The sequence below is a fragment of the Arthrobacter sp. C152 genome, from assembly GCF_054890965.1.
The window spans coordinates 108390-126107 of record NZ_JBTZSU010000004.1; the positions used below are offsets into that span (position 1 = coordinate 108390).

General features: G+C 68.5%; 19 protein-coding genes. 9 read left to right on the forward strand and 10 right to left on the reverse strand.

Annotated features, from left to right (window positions below):
* Positions 1-2: 2 nt before the first annotated feature.
* From ACYSM9_RS04265 to ACYSM9_RS04290, 6 genes are all read right to left on the reverse strand, one after another.
* Complete coding sequence (locus ACYSM9_RS04265) at positions 3-2288, reverse strand: heavy metal translocating P-type ATPase (protein WP_461855753.1); 2286 nt, start codon at positions 2286-2288, stop codon at positions 3-5.
* Between the two features lie 28 nt (positions 2289-2316).
* Positions 2317-2556, reverse strand: coding sequence for a heavy-metal-associated domain-containing protein (locus ACYSM9_RS04270; RefSeq protein WP_461855754.1), 240 nt, complete (start codon positions 2554-2556; stop codon positions 2317-2319).
* Between the two features lie 52 nt (positions 2557-2608).
* On the reverse strand, positions 2609-2959 hold the full coding sequence (locus tag ACYSM9_RS04275; RefSeq protein WP_461855755.1) for a metal-sensitive transcriptional regulator: 351 nt from the start codon (positions 2957-2959) through the stop codon (positions 2609-2611).
* 310 nt (positions 2960-3269) lie between these two features.
* On the reverse strand, positions 3270-3785 hold the full coding sequence (locus ACYSM9_RS04280; protein ID WP_461855756.1) for a universal stress protein: 516 nt from the start codon (positions 3783-3785) through the stop codon (positions 3270-3272).
* 49 nt (positions 3786-3834) lie between these two features.
* A complete protein-coding gene (locus ACYSM9_RS04285; protein ID WP_461855757.1) occupies positions 3835-4608 on the reverse strand; it encodes a class F sortase in 774 nt (257 codons plus the stop codon).
* A gap of 104 nt (positions 4609-4712) precedes the next feature.
* On the reverse strand, positions 4713-5402 hold the full coding sequence (locus ACYSM9_RS04290) for a hypothetical protein (protein WP_461855758.1): 690 nt from the start codon (positions 5400-5402) through the stop codon (positions 4713-4715).
* Between the two features lie 279 nt (positions 5403-5681).
* Between ACYSM9_RS04290 and ACYSM9_RS04295 the strand changes: the two genes are divergently transcribed.
* The 3 genes from ACYSM9_RS04295 to ACYSM9_RS04305 are packed head-to-tail and all read left to right on the forward strand — an operon-like array spanning position 5682 to position 7325.
* Positions 5682-5882 carry a hypothetical protein gene (locus ACYSM9_RS04295; RefSeq protein ID WP_461855759.1) on the forward strand — a complete coding sequence of 67 codons (201 nt, stop codon included), beginning with the start codon at positions 5682-5684 and terminating at the stop codon, positions 5880-5882.
* A 56-nt stretch (positions 5883-5938) separates the two neighbouring features.
* On the forward strand, positions 5939-7045 hold the full coding sequence (locus ACYSM9_RS04300) for a WD40/YVTN/BNR-like repeat-containing protein (RefSeq protein WP_461855760.1): 1107 nt from the start codon (positions 5939-5941) through the stop codon (positions 7043-7045).
* Positions 7038-7325: a MoaD/ThiS family protein gene (locus ACYSM9_RS04305; protein ID WP_461855761.1), complete on the forward strand. Its 288-nt coding sequence runs from the start codon at positions 7038-7040 to the stop codon at positions 7323-7325. Before ACYSM9_RS04300 ends, ACYSM9_RS04305 begins: the two co-directional genes overlap by 8 nt.
* 119 nt (positions 7326-7444) lie before the next feature.
* Here the strand turns inward: ACYSM9_RS04305 and ACYSM9_RS04310 are convergent, their stop codons facing one another.
* The 3 genes from ACYSM9_RS04310 to ACYSM9_RS04320 form a co-directional block, all read right to left on the reverse strand.
* Positions 7445-7681, reverse strand: coding sequence for a hypothetical protein (locus tag ACYSM9_RS04310; protein WP_461855762.1), 237 nt, complete (start codon positions 7679-7681; stop codon positions 7445-7447).
* Positions 7682-7811: 130 nt separating this feature from the next.
* A complete protein-coding gene (locus tag ACYSM9_RS04315; RefSeq protein ID WP_461855763.1) occupies positions 7812-9038 on the reverse strand; it encodes a pyridoxal phosphate-dependent aminotransferase in 1227 nt (408 codons plus the stop codon).
* 38 nt (positions 9039-9076) lie between these two features.
* Complete coding sequence (locus ACYSM9_RS04320; RefSeq protein WP_461855764.1) at positions 9077-9205, reverse strand: hypothetical protein; 129 nt, start codon at positions 9203-9205, stop codon at positions 9077-9079.
* A gap of 125 nt (positions 9206-9330) precedes the next feature.
* Between ACYSM9_RS04320 and ACYSM9_RS04325 the strand changes: the two genes are divergently transcribed.
* Together ACYSM9_RS04325 and ACYSM9_RS04330 are read left to right on the forward strand one after the other, a co-directional pair.
* Complete coding sequence (locus ACYSM9_RS04325) at positions 9331-10254, forward strand: AEC family transporter (RefSeq protein ID WP_461855765.1); 924 nt, start codon at positions 9331-9333, stop codon at positions 10252-10254.
* Between the two features lie 52 nt (positions 10255-10306).
* Positions 10307-11395, forward strand: coding sequence for an ATP-dependent DNA ligase (locus ACYSM9_RS04330; protein ID WP_461855766.1), 1089 nt, complete (start codon positions 10307-10309; stop codon positions 11393-11395).
* 109 nt (positions 11396-11504) lie between these two features.
* Here ACYSM9_RS04330 and ACYSM9_RS04335 read toward each other — a convergent pair whose 3' ends face one another.
* Positions 11505-12824 carry an MFS transporter gene (locus tag ACYSM9_RS04335; RefSeq protein WP_461855767.1) on the reverse strand — a complete coding sequence of 440 codons (1320 nt, stop codon included), beginning with the start codon at positions 12822-12824 and terminating at the stop codon, positions 11505-11507.
* Positions 12825-13057: 233 nt separating this feature from the next.
* Between ACYSM9_RS04335 and ACYSM9_RS04340 the strand changes: the two genes are divergently transcribed.
* The 4 genes from ACYSM9_RS04340 to pcaH all read left to right on the forward strand — a co-directional run bounded on the left by ACYSM9_RS04340 (position 13058) and on the right by pcaH (position 17716).
* A complete protein-coding gene (locus ACYSM9_RS04340) occupies positions 13058-13927 on the forward strand; it encodes an IclR family transcriptional regulator (protein WP_461855768.1) in 870 nt (289 codons plus the stop codon).
* A gap of 123 nt (positions 13928-14050) precedes the next feature.
* Entirely contained in the window at positions 14051-14932 is an 882-nt protein-coding gene (locus tag ACYSM9_RS04345; protein WP_461855769.1) for a shikimate dehydrogenase, read from the forward strand.
* The gene (locus ACYSM9_RS04350) at positions 14932-16806 is read left to right on the forward strand and encodes a bifunctional sugar phosphate isomerase/epimerase/4-hydroxyphenylpyruvate dioxygenase family protein (protein ID WP_461855770.1); all 1875 of its coding nucleotides are present in this window, start codon (positions 14932-14934) and stop codon (positions 16804-16806) included. The genes ACYSM9_RS04345 and ACYSM9_RS04350 overlap by 1 nt, the downstream gene beginning before the upstream one ends.
* Before the next feature lie 37 nt (positions 16807-16843).
* A complete protein-coding gene (gene pcaH, locus ACYSM9_RS04355) occupies positions 16844-17716 on the forward strand; it encodes a protocatechuate 3,4-dioxygenase subunit beta (RefSeq protein WP_461855771.1) in 873 nt (290 codons plus the stop codon).
* Positions 17717-17718: the final 2 nt, after the last annotated feature.

Genomic DNA, 17718 nt, shown 5'->3' on the forward strand with positions numbered 1-17718 from the left:
GGTCAGCCCCGCGGCTTGCCGAAGTTGCGCAGCCGCAGCGAATTGGCAACCACCAGGACCGAGCTGGCGGCCATCGCCCCGCCGGCGATCATGGGGTTCAGCAGGCCCAGGGCTGCCACCGGGATGCCCACGGCGTTGTAGAAGAAGGCCCAGAACAGGTTGGTCTTGATGGTGGCCAGTGTCCGCCGGGACAGCTCGATCGCCTGCGCCACCTGCACCAGGTCGTTGCCCATGACGGTGAGGTCCGCGGCCTCGATGGCCACATCGGTCCCGGACCCCATCGCAATGCCAAGGTCCGCCTGGGCCAGGGCCGCGGCGTCGTTGACGCCGTCCCCGGCCATGGCCACGGTGGCGCCCGCAGCCTGCAGCCTCCGCACCGTCTCGACTTTCCCCTCCGGCAGGACCCCGGCGTAGGCATCGTCCGGGGCGATCCCGACGGCGGCAGCCACCTGTGCGGCGACGGCGGCGTTGTCTCCGGTCAGCAGTATGGGCCGCAGGCCCAGCGACTTCAGGCGCCCGACGGCGGCGGCCGAACCGTCCTTTACGGTGTCCCGCAGGCTGATGATTCCGGCAGGCTTCCCATCGACGGCGACGCAAATGGCCGTGGCGCCGGACGCTTCCGCATCGGCCAGCGCCACCCGCTGGCCCGGTCCCGGGGCAATCCCGTTCTGCTCCAGCCAGCCGATGCGCCCGGCGAGGACCGCCCTGCCCTCCACGGTTCCCGAGACTCCGCCGCCGGGTGCCGAACGGAAGCCCCGCACGGAAGGCAAGGCTCCGCCGTCGTCCGCGGGACTGCCCGGGCCGGCGGCCGCAGCAATGGCGCGGGCCACCGGGTGCTCGGAGGCGGCCTCGACGCCGCCGGCCAGCCGCAGGACGTCCCGCTCCTGGAAGCCAGCGAATGCCACGGTGCCGGCCACGGCGAGGACCCCGGTGGTCACGGTCCCGGTCTTGTCCAGCAGGATGGTGTCCACGGTCCGTGTGTCCTCCAGGACCTGCGGGCCCTTGATGAGGATGCCCAGCTGGGCGCCGCGCCCGGTCCCCGTCAGCAGGCCGACCGGGGTGGCCAGGCCAAGGGCGCAGGGGCAGGCGATAACCAGGACGGCGACGGCGGCGGTGAAGGCCTGCAGCAGGTGGCCGCCATTGGTGCCCGCCCCGGGGAAGAGCAGCCAGAGGACGAATGTCACGGCGGCAAGGGCCAGGACCACCGGAACGAAGACCGCGCTGATCCTGTCCGCGAGCCGGGCGATCGGTGCTTTGCCGGCCTGTGCCTGGGACACCAGGCGCGCCATCTGGGCCAGGGTGGTTTCGGCTCCCACCCGGGTGGCCCTGACCAGCAGGCGTCCGGATGTGTTGATCGTGGCGCCCGTGACCCGGCTGTCCGGTCCCACCTCCACCGGAACCGATTCGCCGGTGACCAGGGAGGCGTCCACTGCGGAGTTGCCCTCGATGACCACACCGTCGGTGGCGATCTTTTCACCGGGGCGGACCACCAGCACGTCGCCCACCTGCAGCCGGTCCGCGGAGATGCTTACCTCACCGCCTGAACGCAGCACCGTGGCGTCCTTTGCGCCGAGGTTCAGCAGGGCCTGGAGGGCGTCGCCGGCCTTCTGCTTGGCGTTGGCCTCGAGGTACCTGCCCAGGAGCAGGAAGGTGGTCACCACCGCCGCCACCTCGAAGTACAGGCCGCCCGTTTCCATGCCTTCCATGCCTGGGTGCCCGGTCATCCCCGGATCAGACGCCAGCCGCCAGGCGGAGAACAGGTACGCGGCCGCGACGCCGAGGGATACGAGGGTGTCCATGGTGGACGCGAGGTGCCGGGCGTTGATGGCCGCGGCCCGGTGGAAGGGCCACGCGGCCCACGTCACCACCGGCAGCGCCAGGCCGGCGGCAGCCCATCCCCAGTGGGGAAACTGGAGTGCGGGGAGCATGGATACCAGGAACACCGGGACCGTCAGGACCGCGGCGACGACCAGGCGCGGCTTGAGCTTCGCGGCGGGGACGGCTGCCTGGTGGAGCGGGGGTGCTTCCCCGTCGCTGGGCGGGGCCGGCCGCCGCACGCTCGCCTTGTAGCCTGCGGCGTTGACCGCGTCCACCAGCTGCTCATCGGTGATGTCCGCCGGGGCGGTGACGTAGGCGGACTCCAGCGGCAGGTTCACGGTGGCGGCCACGCCATCGAGCTTGCCGAGCTTTTTCTCCACGCGGTTGACGCAGGAGGCGCACGTCATCCCCTCGATATCGAGTTCCACCACCCTGGTGCCGGGCGGATGCAGTACTTCCTGGTGGGTCATGTCAGCTTTCCGGGTTGGGGGGAGTTTCCTAGGCCTCGCTGGCAACCACCAGGTAGCCTGCCTCCGCCACGGCTTCGCCGATTTCCGCGGGCACGAGTTCCTTGCTGGAGGTGATGGTCACGGTGGAGATGGCCCCGGCGTTCAACTCGACGTCCACCGCTTCAACGCCTTCGAGGGCTTCGAGTTCTTCGGTGACTGCCGAGATGCAGTGGCCGCAGGTCATGCCGGAAACGCTGACGGTTGTGGTGGTAGGGGAGGTGGTGCTCACGGATTTCTCCTTCGTTCCTGGCCGGTTGTAGCCGATGGTTGGGTGGCGGGTTTCAGCGGAGCAGCCGGCCGATGGCATCGGCTGCTTCCTTGACCTTGGCGTCGATGGCTTCGGCACGGGCCCCGGGGTCCGGTTCCGAGGCGGCACCCACCACGCAGTGGCCGATGTGCTCCTCGACCAGGCCCAGGCTGACCGCGTGCAGGGCCTTGGTGACGGCGGAAACCTGGGTGAGGATGTCGATGCAGTACTTGTCCTCATCGACCATGCGGGCAATGCCGCGGACCTGGCCCTCGATGCGTTTCAGCCGCCGCAGGTAGGCCTCTTTGTTCCCCGTGTAGCCGTGCTCCGCCGGTGGGTGGTCCGGCGCGGTGGCTGGCAGGGCTGCTTCGTCGGTAGCGCTCATGCAGCCAACCTATACCCCACAGGGGTATGTTCGCAAGTACCCCCAGGGGGTATGGCCCGGGTGAATTCCGCTGGCGGTCGGGGCCGGCGGAGCAGGGCACAAAAAAAGCTCCGGAGTGCGTTATTGGGGGATACGCACTCCGGAGCAGCTCTTGGGCATTTCCGGCTTCCGTTGCCGGGAAGCGGTCCTGCTGGATTTAGCTTACTGGCTGGTACGGGGGTCCGCCAGCACCGCGAATAACTACTTTCGCTTTACTTTAGGAGGCCTGGAAACGGCCCTTTCCGCGGGGCGGATGCGGTGTGCCGGCAGGTCAGGGACGGTCCTCGTGGGCGGCCTTGTGGTAAGGAACCACCAGCACGGGCCGGTTCTGGTGGTGGCTGAGCCAGGCGCCCACGGAGCCGTTCAAAGCCTCCGACAGGCGGTGGGAAAATCCGCGTTCGGAGGTTCCCACGATGATCATGGGCGCCTCCACTTCCGCCGCGAGCCGGCCCAGCGAGCGGGCCGGATCTCCGGTGAGGGTGCGCAGCGTCCACTCGACAGCTGCCCTTCCAGCCGGCGCCGCTCCCACCACCTCCCGGATCCGTTCCTCCAGCCCTGCCGCCAGGACCCGAAGTTCCTTCACTCCCGCATCCGGACGCAGCGACATCCGATGCGCGGAACGGGAAGGGTCCCAGTCCACCAGGTAGCTGGCCTCGTCCACGTAGGCGCACACCATGGGCGCCCCCACCGCGGCGGCCAGGGCCGCCGCGGTCTGCAGGACTTCCGGATGCTGCCGGGGCATGAGGCCCACCAGCAGCGGCTTGTCCTTGAACTGATCGGATGTCATGACGCCCATTTTCCGCCCCGGGGGGCCCAGTGAACAGGTGCTTCAGCCCTCATGGCTGGGAAGCAGACGGGTACGCGGTAACTACGACGTTCGTGCCCCACGGGTCCTCCGTGAAGCAGCTGACCAGGACCAGCCGGTTGGGCACCATGTCCCAGAGAGAGCCGTCCTTGAGGCTGGACTTGTCGTAGGTGCTGATGTTCTCCACGCGGTAGCGGATGGTGCCGGCCGCCGTCCCGACGTCGAACACGTCGCCCACTGCCGCAGCCGAACTGAGGTGGTTGAACGGTGCGTCCGCGCCGACCCAGCTGTGGCCGATCACGTACGTGGTGTTCGTGGATCCGCTGCCGGGCGCGCCGAACGCCGCCAGCCAGTAGCCGTCCTTCGTAGCCGGCGGCTCGATGGTGCGGCTGGACAGGGAGGCGCCGTCGAGGTCCAGGGGATGGATCGCGACGTCGAACGCGGCGGCCGGGTAACTGATGCGGACGGGCGGTGCGGACGCCGGGAGGACGGGGGCCGGCGCGGTCGTCTGGCCCGCCGCCGCCAGTCCCGTGGCCGCTGCGGACGCTGGGTCGGTGGATGCTGGGCCGCTTGGTGTGGCGGCCTCCGGAGATGCTGGAAGGGTGGCAACGGCAGGGCCCGTGGTGAACCGTGCGCTGGCCGCCGCGGACGTCCCTCCGCCGGCCGGCGTGTGGAACAGGGGAGCGCCGACGGTGAAGGACAGGAACGAAAGGACCCCGCAGAGAAGGATGGCCAGGTCGCCCCGGTTCCAGCGGCGCCGTGGCTCCCGCGGGGCAGCGGCGTGCTTGCTGCGTTCCTTCGGCATGATGCTCCTGGTGGGGTGGACGGGATATGGAAGGAAGGCACCCCGCCGGGCACTGGCAGGGCACCTTCCTTGTCGACGGGCCACCGTGGTGGCGGGGCAGCTGCCTAGCCGACCGTGTGCAGGGAACGGGACCTGCGGCGCACAGCCACCGCTGCGCCCGCGGCGGCCAGGGCTCCCACCCCGGCGAGCCAGGCGGGCCCGGCCTCCTGGCCACCCACCGCGGTCTGGGCGTTGAATCCCTGGTTGGTCCCCACGGCTGCCTTGGCGGCCGGTGCTGCCGGCTGCTGCGCGGCCGGAGCCTGCACCGCGGCCTGCTGGACGGGTGCAGCCTGGGCAGGTGCCGCTGCCGCCGGCTCAACCGCTGCCGGCGCGGGCGGTTGGACCACGGGTTGGTTGACAACTGCGGGTGCCTCCACCACAGGCTGGTTGACAACTGCGGGCGGCTCCTCTGCGGGAGGGGTCACCGCGGGAGGCGTGACCGGAGGGTCGACGACGACCGGCGGGTCCACCGGGTCGATCACTTCACCAGGTGGCAGCGGCGCGCAGTTTGCGACATAGAGCGTCTTTCCAGCGTTGTTCCAGTTCTTCCCCGCCGGAATTTTCGGGGTCGGAGGAATGATGTCCTCGGCGTGCTGCTCATGTCCGCCCGTCCCGTTGACGTTGAATTCCAGTGGAGTCAGGGCGCTTCCATCCCAGTGGCAGACCACTACTCTGTCCGAGGCAGCCGTTGCCGGTGCCGTGAGGCTGATCAGGCCGAGCCCGACCACCCCCAGAGTTACTAAGGTGCGTTTCATGTTCTTCTCCCCAGATTTATGGTGAAACGGACCCTGTCAGGCGGGGCGGGGCGGCGACGCCGTGTGCCCCAGCAACACGGTCAGCTTGCGTGAGGTTTCAGGCTAGGGGCGCCGCCGATGGCAGTCGTGAGTAGGGGATACTCGTCTTTTCGGGGGCAGGGATGGGCCGGTTACTTGCCGGTACCCGAATCGCCGCCGCCCCTACCTGTTCCTGGCAGCCGGACCTTGTCCGCCACCGTGGCCGCGCCTAACGTTGAAGGTGACGGAAGGCAGGTGCTCATGGAAATCTTCATGTGGTGGCTGGACCTGGACCTCGCCACCAAGGAGTGGCTGCGCGAGAACCTCTACGCGGAGGAACTCCCGCTCGGAGTCCTGCAAGGGATCGCGGAGGCAGGCGGACCGCACCCGGACAATCCGGCTGCGGCGCTCACAGTTGCCGACTGGGACTTCATCCAGACGCAGTCCGAGTTCGTAGACTGACACCCCTCCGGGAAGGGGCTCCGAAACCGTTGCGGGCGGCCCGCCACGGTGGTTGCATGGTGCGCATGGCAAAAACGGCGGAGTTCCTCCTGGCAATCGGCACCAAAAAAGGACTGTGGCTGGCGACCAGCCAGGACAGGCGGCAGTGGTCCTTCACCGGTCCCCACTTCCTGATGTCGGAAATTCCCAGCGTCGGGATCGACACCAGGGAAGGACGGACCCGGATCATGGTGGGCGTCCGCAGCCCGCACTGGGGGCCTACGGTCGCGCACTCGGATGACCTGGGCGCCACCTGGTCCGAGCCGGAGCACGGCGCCATCACGTTCCCCGAGGACACCGGCGCGGCGCTGGAGCGCGTGTGGCAGATCTACCCGGACGCCGATTCGCGCCCCGGCGTGGTGTGGGCGGGAGCCGAACCCATCTCCGTGTGGAAGTCCACCGACGGCGGCGAACACTTCGAACTGAACCGCGGCCTGTGGGACCATCCGCACCGCAGCGAATGGGGGGCCGGCTACGGCGGGGCCGCGGCGCACTCGATCGTGGTCCATCCGGACGGGGAAACGGTCCACATCGCCATGAGCACCGGCGGCGTCTACCGTTCACTCGACGCCGGCACCTCCTGGGAGCCGCGCAACCACGGCATCTCGGCCTACTTCATGCCGGACCCGAATCCCGAGTTCGGCCAGTGCGTCCATAAGATCGCCCCCGATGCCGCGGCGGACGGGCGCCTGTACGCGCAGAACCACCACGGCGTCTACCGCTCGGATGACAACGCGGACACGTGGACCTCCATCGCCGCCGGCCTGCCGGCCGACTTCGGTTTCGTGATGCTCGCCCATCCGCGCCGGGCCGGCACCGCCTGGGTCATTCCGTTGAAGGCCGACGGCGAACGCATTCCGCCGGACGGGAAGCTCGCCGTCCACCGCACTGATGACGCCGGCGAAACCTGGACGAGCCTCAGCGCCGGGCTGCCGGAGCATGAATACAACAGTGTCCTGCGGGACGCGGCATCGGTGGATACGGCGGAGCCTGCCGGCGTGTACTTCGGTACCCGGGGCGGAAGCGTCTACGCCAGTGCGGATGAGGGGGAGACGTTCGCCGAGGTGGCCTCCCACCTGCCGGACGTCCTGTGCGTGAGGGCGGCAGTGGTCGCCGGTGCCTGAGATCTCGGTGGTTCTTCCCAGCGTGCTGCAGCCCCTGGCCGGCGGGCAGTCCGTACTGACTGCGCCCGCCGGCGGACCCGTGACGGTGCGGGAGCTGCTCGATGCGGTGGCCGCGGAGTATGCGGTCCTGGGCCGGCGCCTGCGCGATGAGACCGGCGCCTTGCGGCGGTTCGTCAACATTTACGTGGGCGGCGAGGAGGTGCGTCGGCTGAAGGGCCTGGAGACTGAGGTGGAGCCGGGCCAGGAAGTCCTGGTCATCCAGTCGGTGGCCGGCGGCTGACGGACCTGGGAGGGCCGGGGCGGCGGGCAGTCCTTACTGACTACGCCCGCCGCCGGGCCCATCGCTGCGCAGGTCCAAGCCGCGCAGGCCGGGCTGCACAAGCTGGGGGGATGCTGGTTTCAGGCGACCCGCCACACGCTGCACTCGTCCGTATTGATCGCTTTGCGCAGGCCGGTGAGGCGGTCCAGGATCCAGACGACGCCGATGCCGGGGGCTGTTTCCTGGACGCTGCCGCGGCGGATGACAACGTCGTCGTACATGGGTCCGACCGAGAGGCGGGCTTCGATTTCGTCACCGCGGCGGAGCTGGTCCAGGGCGCGGACTCTGGTTACATGCGTGGTCGCTTTCTTCAACATGGCGGGGCCTCCTGGCTGGGGCTGGTGCCGGCTCTTGCCTGCACTACCAGTGTGGCCGCGCAATGTTGCGTACCGGTTTCCCCGCTGTTAGGGACCGGTTAGTTCTGTGATCCGCAGCTGTTTCAGCCGCCTAAGCCGCTTCCCGGTTGCGGTACGCGGCCAGGAACGCGGAGATCCGGCGCACCGCTTCCTCGATGTCGCGCACGGACGGCAGGATGACGAACCGGAAGTGGTCGGGCGCGGGCCAGTTGAAGGCCGAGCCGTGGGAGACCAGGATCTTCTGGTCCCTCAGCAGGTCAAGGACGAACTGCTCGTCGCTGGCGATCGGATAGAGCTCCGGGTCCAGCCGCGGGAACAGGTACATGGCCCCCGCCGCCGGGACGCACGTGACGCCGGGAATGGCGGTGAGCAGCTTGTGGGCGAGGTCGCGCTGTTCGCGGAGCCGGCCGCCCGGCTTCACCAGCGCCTCGATGCTTTGATACCCGCCCAGGCAGGTCTGGATGGCGTGCTGGGCGGGAACGTTGGCGCACAGGCGCAGGGATGCCAGCAGTTCCAGGCTCTCGCGGTACGCGGCGGTGGCGGCCAGCGGTCCGGTGACGGCCACCCAGCCTGCCCGGTAGCCGGGCATGCGGTAGGCCTTGGACAGGCCGCTGAACGTCAGGCAGCACACGTCTTCGGCCACGGACGCCGTATGGATATGGGTGGCGCCCCCGTACAGCACCTTCTCGTAGATCTCGTCGGAGAACAGGACCAGGTTGTGCTTCCTTGCCAGGGCTGCGAACTGCTCCAGGATGTGCCTCGGGTACACGGCACCGGTGGGGTTGTTCGGGTTGATGATCACGATGCCCTTGGTGCGCCTGGTGATCTTCGCCTCGACGTCGGCCATGTCCGGCCACCAGTTCTCCGCCTCGTCGCAGAGGTAGTGCACGGGCTTGCCGCCGGTGAGGGTCACGGCGGCCGTCCACAGGGGGTAGTCCGGCGCGGGGACCAGGATTTCGTCGCCGTTCTCCATGAACGCCTGCAGGCACATGGAGATCAGTTCGCTGACGCCGTTGCCGATCACGATGTCCTCGACCCCGATATTCATCAGGCCGCGGGTCTGGTAGTACTGCGAAATGGCTGTCCGCGCGGTGAAGATGCCCTTCGAGTCGCTGTAGCCCTGGGCGCCGCGAAGGTGGTGGATCATGTCCACCACCACGGATTCCGGCGCTTCCAGGCCGAACGGCGCCGTGTCCCCGAGGTTCATCTTGAGGATCCGATGCCCTTCGGCTTCCATGTTCTTGGCTGCCTGGAGGATCGGCCCGCGGAGTTCGTACCGGACGTTCTGGAGTTTGCTGGAGTGCTGCATGGCGTGCATGGTTGATTTTTTCACAAAGCGCGACGGCGGGCGGCCAGTTACGGCGCCAGCCGGTCCCCTTTCCTGTGCACGCGGAACCAGCGGTAGCCGTAGCGTCCCAGCTCCACCCGGAAGCCGCCGTCGAGCTTCAGTGGAACATTGCCGCCGTCGAACAGGTCCAGCAGCACGGCCGGGCCGGCACGTGGCCGGCAGGTGGCGGAATGCGGTCCACTTGTTCGATAAGTTTAAGACTTGTAGTACTTCGCCCTGCGCCCGTGCAGGGTGGCAGCGGAACCGGAAGGAAGTACCCCACGTGGGCGGTGTGCTCATCGGCCTGGCAGTGATCGGCGTCGTCATCGCGGTGGGCTATGTTGCCGCCCGCTGCGGGCTGGGCGGCGAGTCCACCATCGCGGCGCTGACCAGGACCGCCTTCTTCATCACCAATCCCGTGCTGCTCTTTACGGTGGTGCTGAAATCGGACCTGTCCGTGGTGTTCTCCGCGTACGTTCCGCTGGCCATCCTCACCGCCGCGGTCACCGCGCTGCTGTACGTGGCGGCCAGCCGCATCTGGTTCCCCAGGCCGCTGGCCGAAACCGCGGTGGGGGCCATGGCTGGTTCCTACGTCAATGCCAACAACATCGGCATCCCCATCACGCTGTACGCGCTCGGCGATGCCACCCCGGTAGCCCCGGTGCTGCTGGTCCAGCTCCTGCTGTTCGCCCCGCTGGTCCTGACCCTGCTGGACTTCTCGGCGGCCGGCCGGTTCGCACCCCGGCTCATGCTGACCCAGCCCTTCCGCAACCCGATGATCATCGCTTCGCTGCTCGGCGTGGTCCTCGCGGCCTTCCATGCGCAGCCCCCGGCCCCGGTGATGGCGCCCCTGTCGCTCCTGGGCGGCGCCGCGGTCCCCGTGGTGCTGCTGGCCTTCGGCATGTCGCTGCACGGCACCAGGATGCTGCGAAGCGGCGGCCACACAGCGGAAATCCTCACTGCCACCGCACTCAAGTCCGCGGTGATGCCGGCGGTGGCGTTCGTCGTCGGACGTTTCCTGTTCAACCTGGACCACCGCATGCTCCTGGGCGTGGTGCTCATGGCGGCGCTCCCATCGGCGCAGAACGTCTTCCTGTTCGCCAGCCAGTACGGACGGGGCGTGGCCGTGGCGCGCGAAACGATTCTGCTCTCCACCGCCGCGGCGGCCCCGGCGCTGGTGCTGATCGTCTGGCTGCTGGCCGCCTGACCCCGGGCGCGCCGCCCTACCGCCCGGGCACGGGCCGGGCAAGAATGGGCTCATGGAACTTCCCGTGATGCCGCCCGTCCCGCCCATGCTCGCCAAGGCCGTCAGCGGCATCGACGGCATTCCCCAGGGCGGCGACCTCAGCTACGAGCCCAAGTGGGACGGCTTCCGGTCCATCATCTTCCGCGACGGCGACGACCTGGAGATCGGCAGCCGCAACGAAAAGCCCATGACCCGGTACTTCCCGGAACTCGTCACCGCGCTCAAGGAAAGCCTGCCACCACGATGCGTGGTGGACGGCGAAATTATCCTGGTGGGCGCTTCCGGGGACCGGCTGGACTTTGACACCCTGCAGCAGCGCATCCATCCCGCCGCGAGCCGCGTGAAGCTGCTTTCCGAGCAGACCCCGGCGTCCTTCGTGGCCTTCGACCTGCTGGCGCTGGGAGATGAGGACTACACCGGCCGGCCGTTTTCCGAGCGGCGGGCGGCCCTCGAGGAGGCGCTCGCGGCGAGCAAGGCACCGGTCCACCTGACGGCGGCGACCACGGACAAGGACACCGCCGCCCAGTGGTTCGAGCAGTTTGAGGGGGCCGGGCTGGACGGCATCGTCGCCAAACGCCTGGACGGCCGGTACGAGCCGGACAAGCGCGTGATGTTCAAGGTCAAGCACGAGCGCACGGCCGACTGCGTGGTGGCAGGGTACCGGCTGCACAAGAGCGGGCCCGACGCCATCGGGTCCCTGCTGCTGGGGCTGTACAAGGACGACGGCGGCCTGGCCAGCGTGGGCGTCATCGGCGCCTTCCCGATGAAGAAGCGCCAGGAACTGTTCCAGGAGCTGCAGCCGCTGGTGACGGACTTCGACAACCACCCCTGGGCCTGGGCGAAGCAGGAGGAGGGCGGGCGGACGCCCCGGAACGCCGAGGGCAGCCGCTGGAGCGCGGGCAAGGACCTCTCCTTCGTGCCGCTGCGCCCGGAACTGGTGGTGGAAGTCCGCTACGACCACATGGAGGGCGAGAGGTTCCGCCACACCGCGCAGTTCAACCGGTGGCGCCCGGACCGGGACCCGGAATCGTGCACCTACGCCCAGCTGGAGGAGCCGGTTAATTTCGACCTCGCCTCCGTCCTGGAAACCGGCCGGCCTTAAGGCGCTGACTGCCAGACTGACCCAGTTTTAACAGTGGAGAGCCCGCCATTTGGGGGAACGGCGGGCTCTCCGGCCTGAAAACTGGGCCAGTCTGTATGCGGCGGGCCCGCTACTTGAGGCCGAGCTCCTTGGTGGGGGTCCGGAAGGACTCCTTGGCGGTCAGCGCCGAAACCGCGGCGACGGCGCAGATGATGGCCGTGAAGATGCTGATCTGCACCCAGCCGCCGGGCTTGATGCCGCCCATGGCCGCGACGATGGCCGGGGCGAACCCTGCCATCAGGAAGCCGAGCTGGGTACCGATGGCCAGGCCGGAGAAGCGGACCTTGGTGCTGAACATTTCGGCGTAGAAGGACGGCCAGACGGCGTTGGCTGCTGCGTAGCCGCAGGAGAAGTAGCCGATGGCGGCGAGGAACATCAGCGGCACGCTGTGGGATTCGAGGCTGAGCAGGAACACCGGGGTCAGCACGGCACTGGCCAGGGCGCCGTAGATGAAGACGGGCTTGCGGCCGATCCTGTCGGCGAGCATCCCGAAGAGCGGCTGGGTGCCCAGGGCCACGAGGTTGGCGCCGACCACGAGCCAGAGGGTGGTGGTGCCGTCCACGCCGGCAACTGTCTTGGCGTAGCTGATGGCCAGGGTGCCGAACACGGTGGAGACGGCGGCGATGAAAGCGCAGCAGATGACGCGGAGGACGTCGCGCCAGTGGCCCTTGAGCAGGTCGGCCACGGGCAGCTTGGCGATCTGGGCGGTCTTTTGGGCTTCCTCGAAGGCGGGCGGTTCGTGCAGGGTGCGGCGGATGAGGAATGCCACCACCACGACGGCGGCGCTGAGCCAGAACGGGATGCGCCAGCCGATGCCGAACTTGATCTCATCCGGCAGGGCCAGGACGGGAATGAACACCAGGGCGGCGAGGATCTGGCCGCCCTGGGTGCCGGTGAGGGTCCAGGACGTGAAGAAGGAGCGGCGGTTGTCCGGGGCGTGTTCCAGGGTCATCGAGGACGCACCGGCCTGCTCGCCCGCGGCGGAGAGGCCCTGGCAGAGACGGGCCAGCACCAGCAGGGCCGGAGCCCACCAGCCAACGGTGTGGAAGTCCGGCAGGCAGCCGATCAGGAAGGTGGACGCGCCCATGAGCACCAGCGTGAACATGAGGACCTTCCGGCGGCCCACCCGGTCGCCGAAGTGGCCCAGGATGATCGCGCCGATGGGCCGGGCAACGTAGGCGAACCCGAAGGTGGCCAGCGACATGATGGATGCGTTGGCGTCGGCATTGGGGAAGAAGACCGTGGGGAAGATCAGCGCCGCGGCGGAGCCGAAGATGAAGAAGTCGTAGTACTCGACGGCGCTGCCGAGGAAGCTGGCGAGGGCGGCCTTCTTGGGCGTCCCGGCAGAGGTGGGGGCACCCGCCTCGGCGGACGGAAGTGTCTTGCTCATGGTGTTCCTTTGGTGTGACGACATTGTCGCGGATGGATCTGGGGGTCGCAGCCGCCGCTGCCTTGGTGCGGGCGGGGCACGATGCGGCTGGAGTCCGAAAGAAGACCCGACGTCAGTAGCCACATGGTGGGAGCTACTTGCGCGATACAAAAACTATGACTGTGAGGACAGTCACCTGTCAAGAAAATAATCACGATCTAGAAATAGCTCTCACATTGTGGCAATATCGAGGCATGAGTGTGAATCAAACCACAGCGGTCAACGGTGAATCCGCTCTTGCCGCCCCCGCCGCCGCAGAACCCGTCAACGCCATGCCCCCGGAAGCCACGGTGCGTGCCCGCCCCGCGGACCGCACGGACATGGTGGGCAAGGCCCTGGGCCTGCTGGTCCTGCTGGGTGATGAACCCCGCGGTGCCAGCGCCGCGGAGATTTCCCGCCGCGCCGAACTGCCGTTCAGCACCACCTACCGGCTCCTCGGTTCCCTCACCCGCGACGGGTTCGTCGACTACGAGCCGGACGGCCGCCGGTACCACCTGGGCCTGCGGATCTTCCAGCTCGGGCAGCGCGTCTCCAACCATCACGGTTTCGCCGGAACCGCCATGCCCATCCTGCGCCGGGTCACCGAGCAAACTGGCGAGGCCACCATTCTCAGCGTCCGGGACGGCCTCCACCACCTGACCGTCAGCAAGGTGGATGGCCCCCAGATCTTCCGGGTGACCAGCGACCCCGGCCACCTGGGCTCGCTGTCCACCACCGCCGTCGGCAAGGCCCTGGTGGCATTCGCCGAAGATGCAGAGCGGGAACGCCTGCTGGCGGAGGCGCCCCTTGAAGCGCTGACCGCCCGTTCCATCACGGACCGCGACGCCTTCCGCGCCGAAATCGAGGAGGTGCGCCGGCGCGGCTATGCCGTCATGGATGAGGAGAACGAGGCAGGCATGCGTGCGGTGGCCGTACCCGTGCTCAACAGCCAGGGCCACGCCTTCGCCTCCCTGGCCACCGCCGTTCCGGTGTTCCGCCTCAGCCTCGAAGAGCTGGAGGCCTATGTGCCGGTCCTGCGGGATGCCGCCACGGAACTTGCCGCGCGCCTCCCGCAGCGAGGCTAAACCGCAGTATCACGTTCGTATCCCGAACAGTAGTGCGATAAGTGAACAATTGCTGTACTGTAATCCCTATCACCGGGCAGGCCTCCTGTGGATCCCGGTGCCGTTACCAAAGGAGCTGCACGGATGAGTAGTCGAACTGAGTCCTACCTGGTGGGACTGGTCGGAGACGGCGTCAGGCCGTCGCTCACGCCGCCCATGCACGAACGGGAAGGTGACGTGCAGGGCCTGCGCTACCTGTACCGGCCCATCGACCTGCTGGAGCTGGGACTCGGCGGCGATGCCGTCGGCAGCATCCTGCAGAGCGCCCGGACCCTGGGCTTCAACGGCCTGAACATCACCCACCCCTGCAAGCAGCTGGTCCTGGAACACCTGGACGAAATCTCCCCGGACGCCCGCCGCCTGGGTGCCGTCAACACCGTCGTCATCCGCGACGGCCGCTTCATCGGCCACAACACCGACTTCTCCGGCTTCGCCGCCGCCCTGGCCTCGGGCCTGCCGGGGGCGAAACTGGACCGCGTGGTGCAGCTGGGCGCCGGCGGCGCCGGGTCCGCCGTCGCCTACGCCCTCCTCACCGCCGGCGTCCGGCACCTGGACCTCGTGGACATGGACGCTTCCCGCGCCGCCGCCCGCGCCGCCGAACTGGCGGACCTGTTCCCGGACCGCACTGTGGCGGCCGGCACGACGACGGAGCTGCCGCGGCTGATGCCGCAGGCGGACGGACTGGTGCACTGCACGCCGGTGGGCATGGCTGCGCACCCCGGCGTCCCCCTCGACCTGGCCCTGCTGGACTCCCGGCACTGGGTGGCGGACATCGTCTACCGTCCCATCGAGACCGAACTGGTCCGCGGAGCCCGCGCCAAGGGCTGCGACGTCCTGGATGGCGGGCGGATGGCCGTGGGCCAGGCCGCCGATGCGTTCCGGATCTTCACCGGCCTGGACGCTGACCCCGAGCGCATGCGCAGCCACTTCCTGGAACTGGTGGCCGCCGAGGAGGTGGCTGCCTGATGCGCACAGGAATTGCCACCGTCTGCCTGTCCGGCACGCTGAAGGAGAAGATGCAGGCCTGCGCCATCGCGGGCTTCGACGGCATTGAGATCTTCGAACAGGACCTGGTCACCTCACCGCTCAGCCCGGAGCAGGTGCGGACCCTGGCCGCGGACCTGGGCCTGGGCCTGGACCTCTACCAGCCGTTCCGCGATTTCGACGGCGTCACCCCGGACCTGCTCAAGGCCAACCTGCGCCGGGCGGAGGCCAAGTTCAAGCTGATGTCCCGCCTGGGCATGGACACCATCCTGGTCTGCTCCAACGTCGCCACGGCCACGATCGACGACGACGGCCTCCGCGCCGAACAGCTGGCCCAGCTCGCCAACCTGGCCGGCGACCATGGCATCAAGGTTGCCTACGAGGCGCTGGCCTGGGGCAAGTATGTCAATGACTACGAGCACGCCTACCGCCTGGTGGAGATGGTGGACCACCCCAACCTGGGCACCTGCCTGGACTCCTTCCACATCCTGTCCCGCGACTGGGAAACCTCCCACATCGAGGCCTTCAACCCGGAGAAGATCTTCTTCGTCCAGGTGGCGGACGCCCCCAAGCTCACCATGGACGTGCTGTCCTGGAGCCGGCACTACCGGGTCTTCCCGGGCGAGGGCCAGTTCGAGCTGGACAAGTTCATGGGCCATGTGGTCCGCGCCGGCTACGCCGGCCCGGTGTCCCTGGAGGTCTTCAACGACGTCTTCCGCCAGTCCGACGTCGAACGCACCGCCGTCGACGCCATGCGCTCGCTGATCTGGCTGGAGGAACAAAGCGCCAAGTGGCTCGCCGGCACCGAAGCCGCGCCCGCCACCGGTGCCGCACCCCGCCGTCGTTATCCCATGGAACTGGCCACGCTGCCCACGGTGAACGAGCCCGCAGGCTTCAACTTCGCCGAGGTCAAGGCGGACGACACCGCCCAGCTGGAGAAGCTCCTGGGCCAGCTCGGCTTCGCCTTCGAAGGCCGGCACCGCACCAAGGACGTCCAGCTCTGGACCATGGGCCAGGCGCGCGTCATCATCAACGAACAGGCCGCGCAGCACGCAGAGCCGGCCATCGCCGCCCTTGGGTTCGACGTCGATTCCCCCGTGATTGCCTCCGCCCGGGCCCAGCAGCTCAAGGCACCGGTGGTGGCCCGCAAGGTCCAGGCGGACGAGGAAGTGTTCCAGGGCATCAGCGCCCCGGACTCCACCGAGATCTTCCTGTGCCAGGGCAGCCCGGACGGCACCGCGGCCTGGACGCACGAGTTCGGCGAAGGCCTGGAGCACCCCTCCGCGGGAACCAACGCAGTGATCGACCACGTCAACCTCGCCCAGCCGTGGCAGCACTTCGACGAGGCCGTCCTCTTCTACAACAGCGCCCTGGCCCTGGAACCGCAGCCGTTCGCCGAGGTGCCCAGCCCCAGCGGCCTGGTGCGCTCGCAGGTCATGCAGACCTCCGACGGCGCGGTGCGGCTGGTGCTCAACCTCGCCCCGGTGCAGCAGGCGCCGGCCCGGCAGACGTACCAGGAACACATCGCCTTCGCGGTGGCGGACCTCGTGGCCACGGCACGCTCCGCCCGCGACCGCGGCCTGGAGTTCCTGCAGATCCCGGCCAACTACTACGAAGACCTGGACGCCCGCTTCGACCTCGAACCGGGCTTCCTGGCCACCCTCCAGGAGCTCAACCTCCTGTACGACCGGGACGCCGACGGCGAATTCCTCCATTTCTACACCGCCACCGTGGGCAGTGTGTTCTTCGAAATGGTGGAGCGGCGCGGCAACTACGACGGCTACGGCGCCCCCAACGCGCCGGTCCGGCACGCCGTCCAGTATGACTCCCTGCACCGCAGCCGGCCTTCGTCCTGACCGAACCAACCAAGCCCACCAAGAAAAGGAGCCAGCCGTGCCAAAAGACGTCACCGCAGAGCTTGAATCGGAGGAGCTCGTGCCGCCCGCCGAGCCCAAGGCAGCGCACGCGCCCCTGGACGCCGCCGCCGAATCCCAGGCGGACCTCAGCGCCGAAATCAACGCGCTGGGCGAGGCCTACCGGCGTGCCCTCAAGGACGGCGCCGCCCAGGAAACCCAGCCGCGGCTGGACTACCCGCCGTACCGCAGCAGCATCCTGCGCCACCCCACCAAAAGCCTGACGCACGCGGACCCGGAAACCATCGAACTGTACTCGCCGGCCTTCGGTCACCAGGACGTCCACGCCCTGGAGTCGGACCTGACCATCCAGCACAACGGTGAACCGCTCGGTGAGCGCATCATCGTCTCCGGCAAGGTCCTGGACGGAGACGGCCGCCCCGTGGCGGGCCAGCTCGTGGAGATCTGGCAGGCCAACTCGTCCGGCCGCTACATCCACAAGCGCGACCAGCACCCGGCCCCGATCGACCCCAACTTTACGGGCATCGGCCGCTGCATCACCGGCCCGGACGGCTCCTACCGCTTCATCACCATCAAGCCCGGCGCCTACCCATGGAAGAACCACCTGAACGCCTGGCGCCCCGCGCACATCCACTTCTCGCTGTTCGGCACCGAGTTCACCCAGCGCATCATCACCCAGATGTACTTCCCCGGCGACCAGCTCTTCCCGCTGGACCCGATCTACCAGACCATCGTGGACCAGGACGCCCGCGACCGGCTGGTGGCCACCTATGACCACAGCCTCACCGAGCCCGAGTGGGCACTGGGCTACAACTGGGACATCGTCCTGACCGGGCCCAAGCGGACCTGGACCGAAAACGAAGCATACGGCGACGCCGGGGACGAGGAGTAGAG